Below are 14,847 nucleotides of genomic sequence, written 5' to 3'. Positions count from 1 at the left end.
ATACTATATATATGATTAAGTCTATTGATGAAGTTTTACAATTTTCAAAACGTCACCCTAATGAAACAATAAGACAAATTATTCGATCGGATTCAGGCTATCTAAAAGATATATTTGTAAAAAATGAGAATATATTCTTTAGTCAAGAATGTTTTGATGAAATTTGTAGATTAACAAAAGGTCATAAAGATAATTGGGAAAAACCTAATAATAAAACAGAATCAGTGTTACATCAATTAAAAGTTTATGGGACACCATATCTATTTGATTTTAATAATAACGATTTGAAAGAACTTAATAATCGACGAATAATAAAATATACAGATGATATGTAACAAAAAAAATGCTATTGACACCAATAGCATTTTTTTTGTTTTTCATATATTAGATTAAGGTTTATCTTTTAGAACATGGTTTTTGAGGACATCCATTATGGGGTTTAGCACAACCTCGTTCCATTCTTACCCATTTTTCATATTGCGATGCTGTTAAAACGTTTTTCATTGCTCTGTAATAGTTGCATGTAGCAGAATCGGGCTTCATATATTTGTTATTATGATAGCAGCCTTTCATATGATTTGGGTTGCCTCTCATAAATGATGAATCGCATTTTGGTTTGCCACATTCCGGTTTCATTTGTGGGCAAGGTTGAGATTTTGGACAATTGCCTTTCATTTGAGGTTTCCCATTAGGACAAACACTTTTGCAATTAGGTTTAGGTCGTTCACATTCAACAGCACAAGGTCTCTCTGGATTAGGTTGACAGACTACTCCTTTAAAATGCTTTCCCTCTTTTGGTAGTGTTGGACGATGAGCAATACAACCTTTTTTAAAATTAAAATAGTTTAGATTTATATCATATACTTGTTTTGTTTGCTTTTTAGTCAAATCTAAACTCTCTTTCATCATCTCTGTTTTCTTCGCCGCTATATCTTTTGAAGATATTTTTTTACTACTTTGTGCAAATGACACTGAAGAAATACTCATCATTATTGCTAACGATAGTGATACTGATTTAAATTTTGTAAGTTTCATAGTCGTTTTTATTAAAGTTTCTGTCTTTATGACCAAATATAATTACAAAGGTTTAAAAAAATATTTGAAAAAATTTTGTTTATAAGTTTATTTAAATCTTTTTCTTACTCATTAATTTATTTATTATCTTCGCAAAGGTAGAACTACATATATTATATATATGCACCAACCTTTAGCAGAAAGATTACGCCCAGTTAATTTTGATGGGTATATAGGACAAAAACACCTCGTTGCAAAAGGTGCAATTCTTCGTAATATGATTGAGAGTGGAAGAATCTCTTCTTTTATATTATGGGGTCCTCCCGGTGTGGGTAAAACATCGTTAGCTAAAATAATTTCCTCAATATTAGAGGTCCCTTTCTATACTTTAAGTGCTATTCATTCGGGAGTTAAAGATGTTAGGGATGTTATTGACAAATGCAAGAGTGCAGGAGTTTTTCAGTCAATTGCACGCCCCATTTTGTTTATTGATGAGATACACCGATTTAGCAAATCGCAACAAGACTCTCTTTTAGGTGCAGTTGAGAATGGTACGGTAACTCTTATTGGTGCAACAACAGAGAACCCTTCGTTTGAAGTTATTCGCCCCCTACTCTCTCGTTGCCAGGTTTATACTTTAAAGCCTTTAGAGGAGAGCGACCTTAATGATTTGCTAAACAAAGCAATTACCGAAGATGTTTATTTAAAGAAACTTACTTTTAAGGTTGAAGAGACTGAGGCTCTTTTCAGATATTCAGGTGGTGATGCTCGTAAACTTTTGAATATAATTGATCTTATTGTTCAAAGTACACCTATAAACGAGTGTGTTGTTATAAACAATAGTATTGTAACTGAACGCTTACAACAAAACCCAGCAGCATACGATAAAGGTGGCGAAATGCACTACGATATAATTTCTGCCTTTATTAAATCAATTAGAGGTAGTGACCCTGATGCTGCAATCTATTGGTTAGGAAGAATGGTTGCAGGTGGAGAAGATCCTAAATTTATTGCTCGCCGTTTAGTTATATCTGCGGCAGAAGATATAGGATTGGCAAATCCAAATGCTCTTTTGATAGCCAATGCTTGTTTTGATACTCTCGAAAAGATTGGCTGGCCTGAAGGTAGAATTATTTTAGCTGAGGCTACTATATATTTGGCTACAAGCCCCAAAAGCAACTCAGCATATATGGCAATTAATGATGCTCTTATGAAGATTGAAGAGAGTGGCGATTTACCAGTTCCTCTACATCTTCGTAACGCACCTACAAAATTGATGAAAGAGTCAGGCTATGGTAGTGGTTATAAATATGCTCACGACTACCCTGGTAATTTTGTTAAACAACAATTTTTACCTGATAATATTAAAGATTTTTCTTTTTGGAAACCTCAATATAATGCTTCGGAAGAGAGAATGAGAGAAAGAATGGAGCAATTATGGGGAGATAAATTTACAAAGAAGTAAGAAATTAAGAATATTTTGTAGCAAAAAGATAAAGATTAACAAGTTTTAAATTGCATTTTGTTTGCATTTTATTTGCAATACCGAAATTATGTATTAATTTTGTCGTGCCTAAAAAACAAAAGGTCAATTAATATTTAGAAAAATTTATAAACATATAAAATTAACAAAAATGAAAAAGCACAACTTTTATGCAGGTCCCTCAATTTTGAGTCCCTACACAATTAAAAACACAGCTGATGCTGTTATGGATTTTGCTGGTACAGGTCTTTCAATTTTGGAGGTATCTCACCGCTCAAAAGAGTTCGTTGCAGTTATGGACGAAACTCAAGCATTAATTAAAGAACTTCTTGACGTTCCCGCTGGTTACGAAGTTGTATTAGTTGGTGGTGGTGCAAGTATGCAATTCTGTATGGTTCCATACAACATTCTTAAAACTAAAGCTGCTTACTTAGAGACTGGAACATGGGCTGTAAATGCTATTAAAGAGGCTAAATTATTTGGAGAGGTTGAAGTTGTTGCTTCATCAAAAGATGCTAACTTTAACTATATTCCTAAAAACTATGAAATACCTGAAGATGTAGATTATTTCCACTTTACATCTAACAACACAATATTTGGTACAGAGATTAGAAAAGATCCTGATGTAAAAGCTCGTTTGGTTGCAGATATGTCATCTGATATCTTCTCTCGTCCTATTGATGTATCAAAATATGATATTATCTATGCAGGTGCTCAAAAGAACTTGGCTCCTGCTGGTGTAACTTTGGCAATTGTTAAAGAAGATGCTCTTGGTAAAGTTGACAGACCTATTCCTACTATGTTAGACTATCGTACTCACATTAAGAAAGGTTCAATGTTCAACACTCCTCCTTGTTTGCCAATCTTCTCTGCATTGCAAACTCTTAAATACTACAAATCATTAGGTGGTGTTGCTGCTCTTGAAAAAATTAATGTTGAGAAAGCAACTATGCTATATGATGAGATTGACAGAAACCGTCTATTCAAAGGTACTGCTGCTGTTGAAGACCGTTCAATAATGAATGTTTGTTTTGTCATGAACGAGGAGTATCAAGAACTTGAAGGCGAATTTGTTGAGTTTGCGAAATCAAAAGGTATGATTGGTATTAAAGGACACCGCTCAGTTGGTGGATTTAGAGCATCAATCTACAATGCAATGCCAAAAGAGAGTGTTGCTGCCTTGATTGACACAATGAAAGAATTTGAGAAAAAATATTAATAGATATACAAATTTAATTGAAACTCACTTTGAAGTATAAAAATCCTTCAAGTGGGTTTCTTTAATTAATAAAATAAATTATGAAAATATTAGTTGCTACTGATAAGCCTTTTGCTGCTGTTGCAGTTGAAGGTATAAAGAAAGAGATTGAGGCTGCCGGTCTTGAACTTGTTTTGTTAGAGAAATACGGAGATAAAGCAAACCTTTTAAATGCAGTTAAAGATGTAGATGGTATCATTGTACGTAGTGATATTATTGATGCAGAGGTTATTGATGCTGCTGAAAATCTTAAAATAGTTGTTAGAGCAGGTGCCGGATATGACAATATAGACCTTGAGGCTGCAACAGCAAAAGGTGTATGCGTGATGAATACTCCCGGTCAAAACTCTAATGCAGTTGCTGAACTTGTTTTTGGTATGACAGTAATGATGGTTCGCAATATGTTTAATGGAACTTCAGGAACAGAGTTACTTGGAAAGAAATTAGGAATTCACGCATTCGGACAAGTTGGTCGCAATGTTGCTCGCATTGCAAAAGGTTTTGGAATGGAAGTTATGGCTTTTGACCCATACTGCCCAGATGAAGTTATGATTGAAGCAGGTGTTACTCCTGTTAAAGATGTAAATGCTCTTTATTCAGAGTGTCAATTTATTTCATTACATATTCCTGCTACAAACGAAACTAAAAAATCAATTAACTATGCTCTTCTAAACCAAATGCCCAAAGGTGCAGTTCTTATCAACACTGCCCGTAAAGAGGTTATCAACGAAGAGGAGTTAGTTAAACTAATGGAAGATAGAGCAGATTTCCGTTACGTTTCGGATATTGCTCCTGTTATTGCTGATGAGTTTAAAACTAAATTTGAAAATCGTTGTTTCTTCACTCCTAAAAAAATGGGAGCACAAACAGCAGAGGCAAATATTAACGCCGGTATTGCTGCTGCAAAACAATCGGTAGGATACTTGAAAGATGGTATTGACAGATTTCGCGTTAATAAATAATAATTAATTATCTTTATATCCAAAGAGGCAACTCCTTTATGGGGTTACCTCTTTGGAGTTTATATTAAATATATAATATTATGGCAAAAATAAAACCATTTAAAGGTATCAGACCTCCTCAATCAATGGTAGAAGAAGTTGCTTCTCGCCCATATGATGTTCTAAATTCAGAAGAGGCTCGCAAAGAGGCAGAAGGAAATGAGAAATCTCTATACCACATTATAAAACCTGAGATTGATTTTGCTCCAGGTACTGATGAACACGCACCAGAAGTTTATGATAAGGCCGTTGAGAACTTCAACAAATGGCAAAACAATGGATGGTTGGTTCAAGATGATAAGGAGTGCTATTATGTATATGCTCAAACTATGGACGGAAGAACTCAATATGGTTTGGTTGTTTGTGCTAATGTTGAAGACTACTTAAGTGGAGTTATTAAAAAACATGAGTTGACTCGTAGAGATAAAGAAGAGGATCGTATGAAACACGTTCGTATTAATAATGCAAACGTAGAGCCTGTTTTCTTTGCTTATCCCGATGAGGCAGAACTTGATGCTATTGTTAGCAAAACTGTTAGTGGTAAAGCAGAGTATGACTTTGTTGCTCCTGATGGTTTTGGTCACCACTTTTGGTTGATAGATGATGAGAAAGATATTGCTCGTATTACAGAGATATTTGCTTCTATCCCCTATCTTTACATTGCTGACGGACACCACAGAACTGCGGCTGCCGCTCTTGTAGGTGCAGAAAAAGCAAAACAAAATCCAAATCACAAGGGAGATGAGGAATACAACTATTTCTTAGCAGTTTGTTTCCCTGCATCACAACTTAAAATTATTGACTACAATCGTGTAGTTAAAGATTTGAATGGTTTAAGCGATGAAGAGTTCTTAGCTAAGTTAAATGAAAACTTTATAGTTGAAGAGAAAGGTGATGATATTTACTCTCCTTCTGCTCTTCATAACTTCTCGCTTTATTTGAGTGGCAAATGGTATTCACTAACTGCAAAAGAGGGTACTTACAACGATGAAGATCCTATTGGCGTACTTGACGTTACAATATCTTCAGATCTAATATTGAGAGATATTCTTGGTATTACAGACTTACGTTCTGATAAACGTATCGACTTTGTAGGAGGTATCAGAGGTTTGGGAGAACTTAAACGCCGCGTTGATAACGGAGAGATGAAAGTTGCTCTTGCTCTTTATCCTGTTTCAATGAAACAACTTATGGATATTGCAGACACGGGCAATATTATGCCTCCTAAAACTACATGGTTTGAACCTAAACTACGTTCAGGTCTTGTAATTCATAAGTTAGTATAATTAATTACATTATATCAAATAGATGAGAGTGATTCAAAATTAAATTTGTTCACTCTCATTTTTATATCAAAACAAAATAATTTCTTCTGTTAAAAATATTATTGTAATTTTGGGGAGAAATTAAATACAGAAAACTTATGAAATTAAATAGACTCTTCTCATCTCTATTATTATCGCTAAGCATTATATCATTTCCTTCATGTATAGGAGATAAGGGAAATGTTTTACAATCGTATGATGTTGGTACAATTATAGACAACAAAGGAGAACCAATAATTAAAACTGACAATATTCATATAAGTTTAACAGGTGCAGGTTTAGAAATTCCTCAAAAAGATATTATAGATAGATGTTTGTTTACATTTACTCTTGATTGGGATAATCAACCTGAAGGTGCTTATGAGAATGGTATATATACTGCCGATATTGCTATTCAAGAGAAGTGGGTTGCAAAACAAATTGAGAATATTGCAAATAAACCTTTTATAGGGAGTGATTCTATAAATAACATATCAAAACCATATCTTACAACAATTGGTGATACTACGATGATAACATTTCAATCATCTTTTCAACATGCCGAAGATAGTTCTATTCAGTTTGTTACCGAAAGTATTAATGAAGCAACAAATACTATAACTCTTGACTATATCTACTATACTGGTAATAATTCAACTGTAACTACAACAAAAAAAATGTGGCAATCTTATATACTTCCAAAGTTTGACTCAAATTACACATTAATTTTTAGATTTAAAAGTTTAAACAGACCTGAATTTGATACCGAGAGTTTTAAATCGCCTGATGGAGATAAAAATAAAAACTGCTACTTATACACTTTACAGTATAATGCAATAAAGAAATAGTTATAGCATTTACATAAATAGAGCGAGTATAGAATTAATCTAACTCGCTCTATTTATATTTAAGATTTTCATTACTCTGTAATTGCTGCTATATTCATTTTATTCCAACCTTCTGCATTTTGATATGCTGAAACTGCTTCTGCTGGAACATAAATTGTTGCTTTTGTTTTACCCAAATTACCCATAATCACGGGAGGTGTTGTTGCTTTAATAGTTATAGAAGTTAGAGATTTACAATTATTAAAAGCATTATCTCCTATTGATGATAATTTATCTCCAAAAACTATTGATTCAAGTGATGTGCAATTATAAAATGCTATCATACCAATTGATTCAACATTGTTTAAAGGTTCAACCTTTTTTAAATTTGAACAACTCATAAATGCTCCATCTCCTATTTCTATAATATTTTCAGGAAATGTAACCTCCACCAAATCCTTTGAGTGAGCAAAAGCGTTCTCCCATACCGATGTAATTGCATACGACCAACCATCTTTAACAACTTTTTCAGGAATATTAACTACCCCTGAGTAACTGTTATAATCGTAACTTCCAAATGCAACTGCTACCTCAAGAGGAAATTCATCTACTGTTACATTATAGTAAATTGTTGTTCCTGATTTATCATCTGAGAAATCATAATCTGTCTCCTGAGCTTGAGCGTTATATGCTGAACCACACAAAATTAAAGCAAATAAGTACTTTGAAATTTTAGTTAATCTCTTTTTCATAGGTGAATTATATTTAATGTTGCTAAATTACAAAAATATTTAACTCGTTTTATAAATATTATAATAAATGAGGTTAAAAAATAGATAATTATTTAAACTATTGGCTATATTAATTTTTTTGTATTAATTTTGTCTTCGATAATTTGACAATTGTGGGGTGCTTAAGTTTATTTGCATCAAATAAATTTTTGCTGAGATTATACCCGATGAACCTGTACGGATAATGCCGACGTAGGGATTTTTGATACTCTATTCCGTTGGCAATATACTATACTATTATAGTTATTGCCTATTTTTTTCTTAAAGGTCAATCGACTATATAACCATCAACCTCACTTAATTGTCATACAAACATTAAAAATGATTTTGTATGAGGCAATATGTAAAATGTTTAACCATTGCTGGTAGTGATAGCGGTGGTGGTGCTGGAATTCAAGCCGATTTAAAAACTATGTCGGCAATCGGCGTATATGGTATGAGTGCAATAACTGCTGTTACTGCTCAAAACACTATTAAAGTAAATGAGATATACCCTATTCCACCTGAAATTGTATCAAGTCAAATTAACTCGGTTATTGAAGATATTGGATGTGATACAGTTAAAATTGGAATGTTATATTCTGCTGATATTGTAAAAGCAGTTGCATCTGAATTAAAAAAGTTTTCTCCTAAAAATATAGTATTAGATCCCGTTTTAATATCAACAAGCAATTGCGAATTAAATAAAGAGAATTGTATTGAGGCAATTATTAACTATTTAATTCCAATATGTAGCCTAATTACTCCAAACTTTGATGAATGTTACAAACTCACAGGAATAAAACCGTCCAATTGGAAAAATGTGCATTTAGCCGCTAAAAAGTTTATAGGATATGGAGCCAAAGCAGTTTTGATAAAAGGAGGGCATAATATTAAAGGTAAATATTCGACTGACTATCTTTTAACGAATAAAGGGTTTGAATACTACTACAAGAGTGTTGCTATAAATACTACAAACTTACACGGAACAGGTTGTACTTTATCGTCTGCTATTACATCATATTTAGCACTTGGATATAATCTGCATGAGGCAATATTAAGAGCAAAAAGATATATTTCAAATGCTATAAAGCATGGAACAAATATTACAACTGGTCAAGGATGTGGACCTGTAAACCATTTTTATTCACCTAAAAAATTGATAATAAAATGATTAAAATAGTATTAAACAAAAAAGAGATTGAATTAAAAGATAACTCAACAATAACTATGCTTATTGAGAATATGAGCATTGTGACAACAGGTATAGCTATTGCGGTAAACAATAAAGTTATCCGCCGCAACGAATGGCAAAATTATATTTTAAAAGATAATGATAAAGTGATAGTTATTAAGGCTGTTTGTGGAGGGTAACTATTATTATGAGAGCAATTGTTATTACATCAGAAAAGATCTTTGCAGATGAATATATGTATATTAAAGTAATGCTTGACTATGGTATAGATAATATTCATATACGCAAACCTTTTGAAGATACGAATAATATTAGATTATTACTTGATTGTATTGATAAAGAATATCATAATAGGTTAACTCTAAATGGTAATTTTCAGTTACTTGAAATATATAAAAACATAAAGGCAATTCACGTTAATAGCAGAAATCATAACATTCCAAAATCATTTAATGGTAGAGTGAGTTACTCATGCCATTCATTAAAGGAGATTAAGGATAAAAAAGAGAAGTTTGACTATATGTTTTTAAGTCCTGTTTATGATAGTATTTCTAAAACAGGTTATAGAGCAAATTTTAGTTATAATGAACTTAAAAGAGCAAATGAAGAAGGAATTATAGATAATAAAATATTTGCTCTTGGTGGAGTTACTCCTGAGAAAATACCTGAGTTAAAAGAGTTAGGATTTGGCGGTGTAGTATTTATGGGATATATCTGGAATTCAAAAAATATAAACGAAGTAATAGATAAGGTTAAACTTATAAAATCATATATGTAATGTTGCAATTTATTACTAATAAGACAGATAGGTATAATCATTTAGAAGGAGCAAAACTTGCTCTTGAAGGTGGTTGTAAATGGATTCAACTGAGAATGAAGAAATCATCAAAAGAGGAGATTATTTCTGTTGCAAAAGAGTTGAAGAAGGAGTGTGAAAAATATGATGCTATATTGATAATTGATGACTATCCTGATATAGCAGTAGATGTTAAAGCTGATGGTGTTCATTTGGGGAAGAATGATATGAATCCTATTGAGGCTCGTAACCTTATGGGCGAAGAGTATATTATTGGTGGAACAGCCAATTGTTTTGAAGATATTAAAAGACTTGTAGATGCAAATGTAGATTATATAGGACTTGGCCCGTATCGTTTTACAAAGACTAAAGAAAAATTATCACCCATTTTGGGAATTAATGGCTATAAAGATATTATTAATAAATGTAGAGAAAACTCCATTAATACTCCAATTGTAGCAATTGGAGGGATAGAGATTGATGATATTCCGGCCCTTATAAAATCGGGTGTGAACGGAGTAGCCATATCGGGATATATTTTAAAAGATGATAACCCTACATTAAAAACTAAGGAAATAATTAATACATTATATGAAAACAGAGAATAACGACAAATTAATAATTGGCGGAATAGAGTTTAACTCTCGCCTTTTTTTGGGAACAGGAAAATTTGCTTCAAATGAGATTATGAGGCAATCAATAATTAGTTCAGGTACTGAGATGGTTACTGTTGCAATGAAACGTATTGATATGGATAATGAAGAGGATGAAATGCTTCACCATATTATTGAAAACAAAGTGCAACTATTACCAAACACATCGGGAGCAAGAGATGCTGAAGAGGCTATATTTGCAGCAGAATTAGCAAGAGAAGCATTTGAAACCGATTTTCTTAAATTGGAGATTCATCCTGATCCGCGTCACCTGTTGCCCGACCCCATAGAGACTCTTAAAGCAACAGAAGAGTTGGCTAAACGAGGATTTAAAATTTTGCCATATATACAAGCAGACCCCGTATTATGTAAGCGTTTAGAAGATGTTGGAACATCGGCTGTGATGCCTTTGGCTGCCCCTATTGGAACAAATAAAGGGATAATAACACGAGATTTGATTGAGATAATTATTGAGCAAAGCAGAGTTCCTGTTATTATTGATGCTGGTATAGGAGCTCCTTCTCATGCAGCAGAGGCAATGGAGATGGGAGCAGATGCAGTGTTAGTTAATACTGCCATTGCTATTGCTGGTAATCCCATAGAGATGGCATACGCCTTTAAACTTGCTGTTGAAAGTGGCAGAATTGCATATCGTTCAGGTTTGGGTGCAAAATCAAAATTATCTATTGCAAGTAGTCCATTAACATCATTTTTAGAAGAGATATGATAGAATCAAAAGAGAATGGTTGTGCAACAACCGAAAAGATATATATCAAAGGTAAACTTTATGATATTAGTGTTGGTATGAGAAAAATAAATCTTACCGATACTGTTACTATCAATAGTAAGGGAGAAAAGATTTACGAAAAGAATGCACCTGTTATTGTTTATGATACTGGAGGAGTTCATACTGATGAGAATATAAGTGTTAATATCAATGAGGGTATTCCCCGATTAAGAGAGAGGTGGATTAAACGCAGAGGAGATATTGTTGAATTAAATCAACTCTCATCGGAATATGGAAGAAAACGAGATAAGGATAGTTCAACAGAAAGCATACGCTTTAAGAAAAGATATTTACCTTTAAAAGCAGTTGAAGGCAAAGAGATATCACAAATGTACTATGCACGAAAAGGGATAATAACTGAGGAGATGGAGTATGTTGCTATTAGAGAAAATATGCAAAACGAGGAGTTAGGTATTAAAAGTCATATAACCCCAGAATTTGTTAGAGATGAGATTGCTGCTGGACGTGCAATTATTCCTGCAAATATAAATCATCCTGAGAGTGAGCCAATGATAATTGGTAGTGCATTTTTAGTTAAGATAAACACAAACATTGGCAACTCGGCTTTGTCATCAAGTATTGAGGAAGAGGTAGAGAAAGCAATATGGAGTTGCAAATGGGGAGGTGATACTCTTATGGATTTATCAACAGGGAAGAACATACACGAAACTCGCGAATGGATAATTCGCAACTCCCCCACTCCTATTGGTACAGTTCCTATTTATCAGGCTCTTGAAAAGGTAAATGGCAATGTTAAAGATTTGACTTGGGAGATATATCGCGACACATTAATTGAACAATGCGAACAGGGCGTGGATTATTTTACTATTCATGCAGGAGTTACAAAATCTCACATAGAGTTATCGAAAGAGAGATTGACCGGTGTTGTATCGCGAGGTGGTTCAATAATGATGCAGTGGTGTGCTATTCATAATTGTGAGAGTTTTTTATATACTCACTTTGATGATATATGCGATATTGTAAGGCAATATGATGTTGCTCTTTCGCTTGGTGATGGTATGCGTCCTGGCTCAATTTATGATGCAAATGACAAAGCACAATTTTCGGAACTAGAAGTCTTAGGAGAACTGACTCAACGTGCATGGGATAAGAATGTGCAAGTAATTATAGAAGGACCAGGGCATGTTCCAATGAACAAAATTAAAGAGAATATGGATAAACAGATAGAGTGTTGCAAAGGTGCTCCATTCTATACATTAGGACCGCTAACAACTGATATAGCACCAGGATATGATCACATAACGTCTGCCATTGGTGCTGCTATGATTGCCTGGTATGGAACTGCTATGATTTGCTATGTAACTCCCAAAGAACATTTGGGATTGCCCAATAAGGAAGATGTACGAAATGGTATTATTGCATATAAGATTGCTGCTCATGCAGCAGACATTGCTAAAGGGCATCCTGGTGCAGACGTAAGAGATAATGCATTGAGTAAGGCACGATTTGAATTCCGTTGGTTAGATCAATTTAATTTATCGTTGGACAGAGAGAGAGCATTAGAATACTATAAAGAGAGCAACAGAGGTACAAGCGACTTCTGCACTATGTGTGGACCTAACTTTTGTGCAATGCGATTAACCAAAGAGATACATAAGGGTGATGTTAGTTGTTGGTTGTTGGTTTTTTGATTTTAGTTTTTTATTATGTTTGGCGAAGAGATTAAGAATTATAGTTGGAGCAATATTGAAAAGTGCATTTATTCAAAAACAGAGAGTGATATTGAAAGGGCATTAATTAAGTCAAATTTAAATATAGATGACTTTATGGCATTAGTATCTCCTGCCGCTGAAAAGTATATTGAACAAATGGCTCAATTAAGCCGAAGATATACACAAGAACGCTTTGGTAAAACAATACAGATGTATATACCTCTCTATTTGACAAACTCATGTACAAATCACTGTGTTTATTGTGGTTTTCAACATAACAACCCTATTGAGAGAGTTGTTTTAAACGAACAAGAGATTGAAGAGGAGTGCAAGGCAATTAAACAATTAGGACCTTTTGAAAATATACTTTTAGTTACAGGCGAAAATCCACGTGTTGCAGGTGTTGACTATTTAGAGAGAGCGATTAAGATTGCAAACAGATATTTCTCAAATGTTTCTATTGAAGTTATGCCTCTTAAATCAGAAGATTATTCTCGTTTAAAAGAGTGTGGGTTAAATGGTGTTGTATGCTTTCAGGAGACATATAACATGGATAGATATAAGTGTTACCATCCAAAAGGTATGAAGTCTATTTTTGATTGGCGTCTAAATGGTTTTGACCGAATGGGAGAAGCAAAACTTCATAAAATAGGATTGGGGGTACTTATTGGTTTAGAAGATTGGAGGGTTGATGTAACTATGATGGCTCTGCATCTGCAATATCTTGAAAAAAGATACTGGCAAACTAAATTCAGTATAAACTTTCCAAGAATCAGACCGTCAAAAGGAGGTTTTCAACCTAATGTTATAATGAGTAATAAGCAACTTGCCCAACTGATTTTTGCTTACAGGATTTTTGATAGGGATTTGGATATATCAATTTCAACTCGCGAAGAGGTTAAATTCAGGGATAATATTCTCTCACTTGGAGCAACATCATTTAGTGCCGGCTCTAAAACAGAACCTGGTGGATATAAAACTCATATTAAAGCCTTGGAGCAATTCGAAGTTAGCGACCAACGTTTGCCTGTTGATGTTGCTAATAGCATAAGAGAAAATGGGTATGAAGTTGTATGGAAAGATTGGGATAGAGTGTTTATAAATAGGATATGAAACGATTTGAGAAGCAAACATCTTTGAAGGAGATAGGTATTGAAGGGCAAAAAAAGCTACACAATGCTAATGTATTGATTGTGGGTATTGGGGGGTTAGGCTCCCCAATATCACTATATTTGGCGGCTGCAGGAGTTGGTAAAATAGGGATTGTTGATGCAGATATTGTTTCAGAAAGCAATCTGCAACGACAGATTCTCTACAATGATTCTCACATTGGAAAGAAAAAAGTTTGCGTAGCAAAAGAGCAATTAGAGTACGTATATCCTAACATAAAAATTGAGATATACAATACTTTGTTTACAAAAGAGAATGCTTTTGAAATTGCAAAAGGTTACGATATTATTATTGATGGATGTGATAATAATGAAACACGATACCTGATGGATAGTGTTTCAAAGGAGTTAAAAATACCATACGTATATGGAGCAATATCTGAATTTAAAGGACAGGTATCTGTTTTTAACTATAAAGATGGTATCTCTTATTCTGATATTTTCCCTCAATCTGATAATATAAATAGCAATACAGACATTGGAGTTATTGGTGCGTTACCAGGTATTGTGGGGAGTATTCAAGCAATGGAAGCAATTAAAATTATTACCTCCACAGGTGAAGTATTACAAAATAAACTGCTCACTATTGATGCTCTCACAATGGATTTTACTATCTTTGAGGTAAACCTCTAAGATTTTTTGCAATCGCATTGAAAAATATTCAAGCAAGGTTGATATTTCTCGCTCGTTTGTTACTATCTTTATAGTAAACCATGAAGATACTTTCGTTCGTTGTGAATACATCAAAGTAAACATTGTGTATTCGCTCACTTATGCGTATATTTGATGAAGTTTGATTAAGATTCTTTGAGTATCAAACCATTAAGAAGAACTTGCATGAGAATGGGCAATGAATAAGAAATTGCTAACTTGTTTTATTACACTATATTCCTCATGCTTTTCAAATAACTCTTTTC

Annotated in this window: 16 protein-coding genes and 1 riboswitch; of the genes, 14 read left to right on the top strand and 2 right to left on the bottom strand. The window is 33.5% G+C overall.

The genetic code is table 11. The features are described 5' to 3' along the window. Positions 1-11: 11 nt before the first annotated feature. Entirely contained in the window at positions 12-335 is a 324-nt protein-coding gene (locus IKK64_03640) for a hypothetical protein (GenBank protein MBR4119152.1), read from the top strand. Between the two features lie 61 nt (positions 336-396). Here the strand turns inward: IKK64_03640 and IKK64_03635 are convergent, their stop codons facing one another. Beyond that, the gene (locus IKK64_03635; protein ID MBR4119151.1) at positions 397-1,035 is read right to left on the bottom strand and encodes a hypothetical protein; all 639 of its coding nucleotides are present in this window, start codon (positions 1,033-1,035) and stop codon (positions 397-399) included. A 160-nt stretch (positions 1,036-1,195) separates the two neighbouring features. Here IKK64_03635 and IKK64_03630 point away from each other — a divergent pair, with 160 nt between their 5' ends. The 5 genes from IKK64_03630 (at position 1,196) to IKK64_03610 (ending at position 6,908) form a co-directional block, all read left to right on the top strand. After that, complete coding sequence (locus IKK64_03630; protein MBR4119150.1) at positions 1,196-2,479, top strand: replication-associated recombination protein A; 1,284 nt, start codon at positions 1,196-1,198, stop codon at positions 2,477-2,479. Positions 2,480-2,648: 169 nt separating this feature from the next. Beyond that, on the top strand, positions 2,649-3,716 hold the full coding sequence (serC, locus tag IKK64_03625; GenBank protein MBR4119149.1) for a 3-phosphoserine/phosphohydroxythreonine transaminase: 1,068 nt from the start codon (positions 2,649-2,651) through the stop codon (positions 3,714-3,716). Positions 3,717-3,796: 80 nt separating this feature from the next. Continuing rightward, positions 3,797-4,717, top strand: a complete 921-nt coding sequence (locus tag IKK64_03620; protein MBR4119148.1) for a 3-phosphoglycerate dehydrogenase — start codon at positions 3,797-3,799, stop codon at positions 4,715-4,717. 80 nt (positions 4,718-4,797) lie between these two features. Continuing rightward, positions 4,798-6,042: a DUF1015 domain-containing protein gene (locus IKK64_03615; GenBank protein ID MBR4119147.1), complete on the top strand. Its 1,245-nt coding sequence runs from the start codon at positions 4,798-4,800 to the stop codon at positions 6,040-6,042. 137 nt (positions 6,043-6,179) lie between these two features. Continuing rightward, positions 6,180-6,908 carry a hypothetical protein gene (locus IKK64_03610; GenBank protein ID MBR4119146.1) on the top strand — a complete coding sequence of 243 codons (729 nt, stop codon included), beginning with the start codon at positions 6,180-6,182 and terminating at the stop codon, positions 6,906-6,908. Between the two features lie 71 nt (positions 6,909-6,979). Here IKK64_03610 and IKK64_03605 read toward each other — a convergent pair whose 3' ends face one another. After that, the gene (locus IKK64_03605; protein ID MBR4119145.1) at positions 6,980-7,639 is read right to left on the bottom strand and encodes a leucine-rich repeat domain-containing protein; all 660 of its coding nucleotides are present in this window, start codon (positions 7,637-7,639) and stop codon (positions 6,980-6,982) included. 143 nt (positions 7,640-7,782) lie between these two features. Continuing rightward, positions 7,783-7,894: riboswitch (TPP riboswitch) on the top strand. Positions 7,895-8,009: 115 nt separating this feature from the next. Between IKK64_03605 and thiD the strand changes: the two genes are divergently transcribed. Genes thiD through IKK64_03565 form a run of 8 tightly spaced genes read left to right on the top strand, consistent with a single transcriptional unit; the run spans position 8,010 to position 14,563 of the window. Then, entirely contained in the window at positions 8,010-8,831 is an 822-nt protein-coding gene (thiD, locus tag IKK64_03600) for a bifunctional hydroxymethylpyrimidine kinase/phosphomethylpyrimidine kinase (GenBank protein ID MBR4119144.1), read from the top strand. Further along, on the top strand, positions 8,831-9,031 hold the full coding sequence (gene thiS / locus IKK64_03595; GenBank protein ID MBR4119143.1) for a sulfur carrier protein ThiS: 201 nt from the start codon (positions 8,831-8,833) through the stop codon (positions 9,029-9,031). The genes thiD and thiS overlap by 1 nt, the downstream gene beginning before the upstream one ends. An 8-nt stretch (positions 9,032-9,039) precedes the next feature. Then, positions 9,040-9,630: a thiamine phosphate synthase gene (locus tag IKK64_03590; protein ID MBR4119142.1), complete on the top strand. Its 591-nt coding sequence runs from the start codon at positions 9,040-9,042 to the stop codon at positions 9,628-9,630. Further along, the gene (locus IKK64_03585; GenBank protein ID MBR4119141.1) at positions 9,630-10,256 is read left to right on the top strand and encodes a thiamine phosphate synthase; all 627 of its coding nucleotides are present in this window, start codon (positions 9,630-9,632) and stop codon (positions 10,254-10,256) included. Before IKK64_03590 ends, IKK64_03585 begins: the two co-directional genes overlap by 1 nt. Beyond that, positions 10,240-11,028 (top strand): thiazole synthase, encoded by a 789-nt coding sequence (locus tag IKK64_03580; GenBank protein ID MBR4119140.1) that lies wholly within the window; start codon positions 10,240-10,242, stop codon positions 11,026-11,028. Before IKK64_03585 ends, IKK64_03580 begins: the two co-directional genes overlap by 17 nt. Then, on the top strand, positions 11,025-12,740 hold the full coding sequence (gene thiC, locus IKK64_03575) for a phosphomethylpyrimidine synthase ThiC (protein MBR4119139.1): 1,716 nt from the start codon (positions 11,025-11,027) through the stop codon (positions 12,738-12,740). Before IKK64_03580 ends, thiC begins: the two co-directional genes overlap by 4 nt. Before the next feature lie 15 nt (positions 12,741-12,755). Next, complete coding sequence (thiH, locus tag IKK64_03570) at positions 12,756-13,874, top strand: 2-iminoacetate synthase ThiH (GenBank protein MBR4119138.1); 1,119 nt, start codon at positions 12,756-12,758, stop codon at positions 13,872-13,874. Further along, complete coding sequence (locus IKK64_03565) at positions 13,871-14,563, top strand: HesA/MoeB/ThiF family protein (protein MBR4119137.1); 693 nt, start codon at positions 13,871-13,873, stop codon at positions 14,561-14,563. The genes thiH and IKK64_03565 overlap by 4 nt, the downstream gene beginning before the upstream one ends. The last annotated feature ends 284 nt before the right edge of the window (positions 14,564-14,847 follow it).

The organism is Bacteroidales bacterium (assembly GCA_017521245.1).
Lineage (GTDB): Bacteria > Bacteroidota > Bacteroidia > Bacteroidales > G3-4614 > Caccoplasma_A.
Note: the sequence above shows the minus strand (reverse complement) of the source record. Positions and strands in the feature narration are given on the sequence as shown.

Coding starts and splice junctions, on each gene's coding strand:
- IKK64_03630 (MBR4119150.1), top strand. CDS start 1,196: ATGCACCAACCTTTAGCAGAAAGATTACGCCCAGTTAATTTTGATGGG.
- IKK64_03585 (MBR4119141.1), top strand. CDS start 9,630: ATGTTGCAATTTATTACTAATAAGACAGATAGGTATAATCATTTAGAA.
- IKK64_03620 (MBR4119148.1), top strand. CDS start 3,797: ATGAAAATATTAGTTGCTACTGATAAGCCTTTTGCTGCTGTTGCAGTT.
- IKK64_03610 (MBR4119146.1), top strand. CDS start 6,180: ATGAAATTAAATAGACTCTTCTCATCTCTATTATTATCGCTAAGCATT.
- serC (MBR4119149.1), top strand. CDS start 2,649: ATGAAAAAGCACAACTTTTATGCAGGTCCCTCAATTTTGAGTCCCTAC.
- thiD (MBR4119144.1), top strand. CDS start 8,010: ATGAGGCAATATGTAAAATGTTTAACCATTGCTGGTAGTGATAGCGGT.
- thiH (MBR4119138.1), top strand. CDS start 12,756: ATGTTTGGCGAAGAGATTAAGAATTATAGTTGGAGCAATATTGAAAAG.
- IKK64_03580 (MBR4119140.1), top strand. CDS start 10,240: ATGAAAACAGAGAATAACGACAAATTAATAATTGGCGGAATAGAGTTT.
- IKK64_03640 (MBR4119152.1), top strand. CDS start 12: ATGATTAAGTCTATTGATGAAGTTTTACAATTTTCAAAACGTCACCCT.
- IKK64_03635 (MBR4119151.1), bottom strand. CDS start 1,035: ATGAAACTTACAAAATTTAAATCAGTATCACTATCGTTAGCAATAATG.
- IKK64_03615 (MBR4119147.1), top strand. CDS start 4,798: ATGGCAAAAATAAAACCATTTAAAGGTATCAGACCTCCTCAATCAATG.
- thiC (MBR4119139.1), top strand. CDS start 11,025: ATGATAGAATCAAAAGAGAATGGTTGTGCAACAACCGAAAAGATATAT.
- IKK64_03590 (MBR4119142.1), top strand. CDS start 9,040: ATGAGAGCAATTGTTATTACATCAGAAAAGATCTTTGCAGATGAATAT.
- IKK64_03565 (MBR4119137.1), top strand. CDS start 13,871: ATGAAACGATTTGAGAAGCAAACATCTTTGAAGGAGATAGGTATTGAA.
- IKK64_03605 (MBR4119145.1), bottom strand. CDS start 7,639: ATGAAAAAGAGATTAACTAAAATTTCAAAGTACTTATTTGCTTTAATT.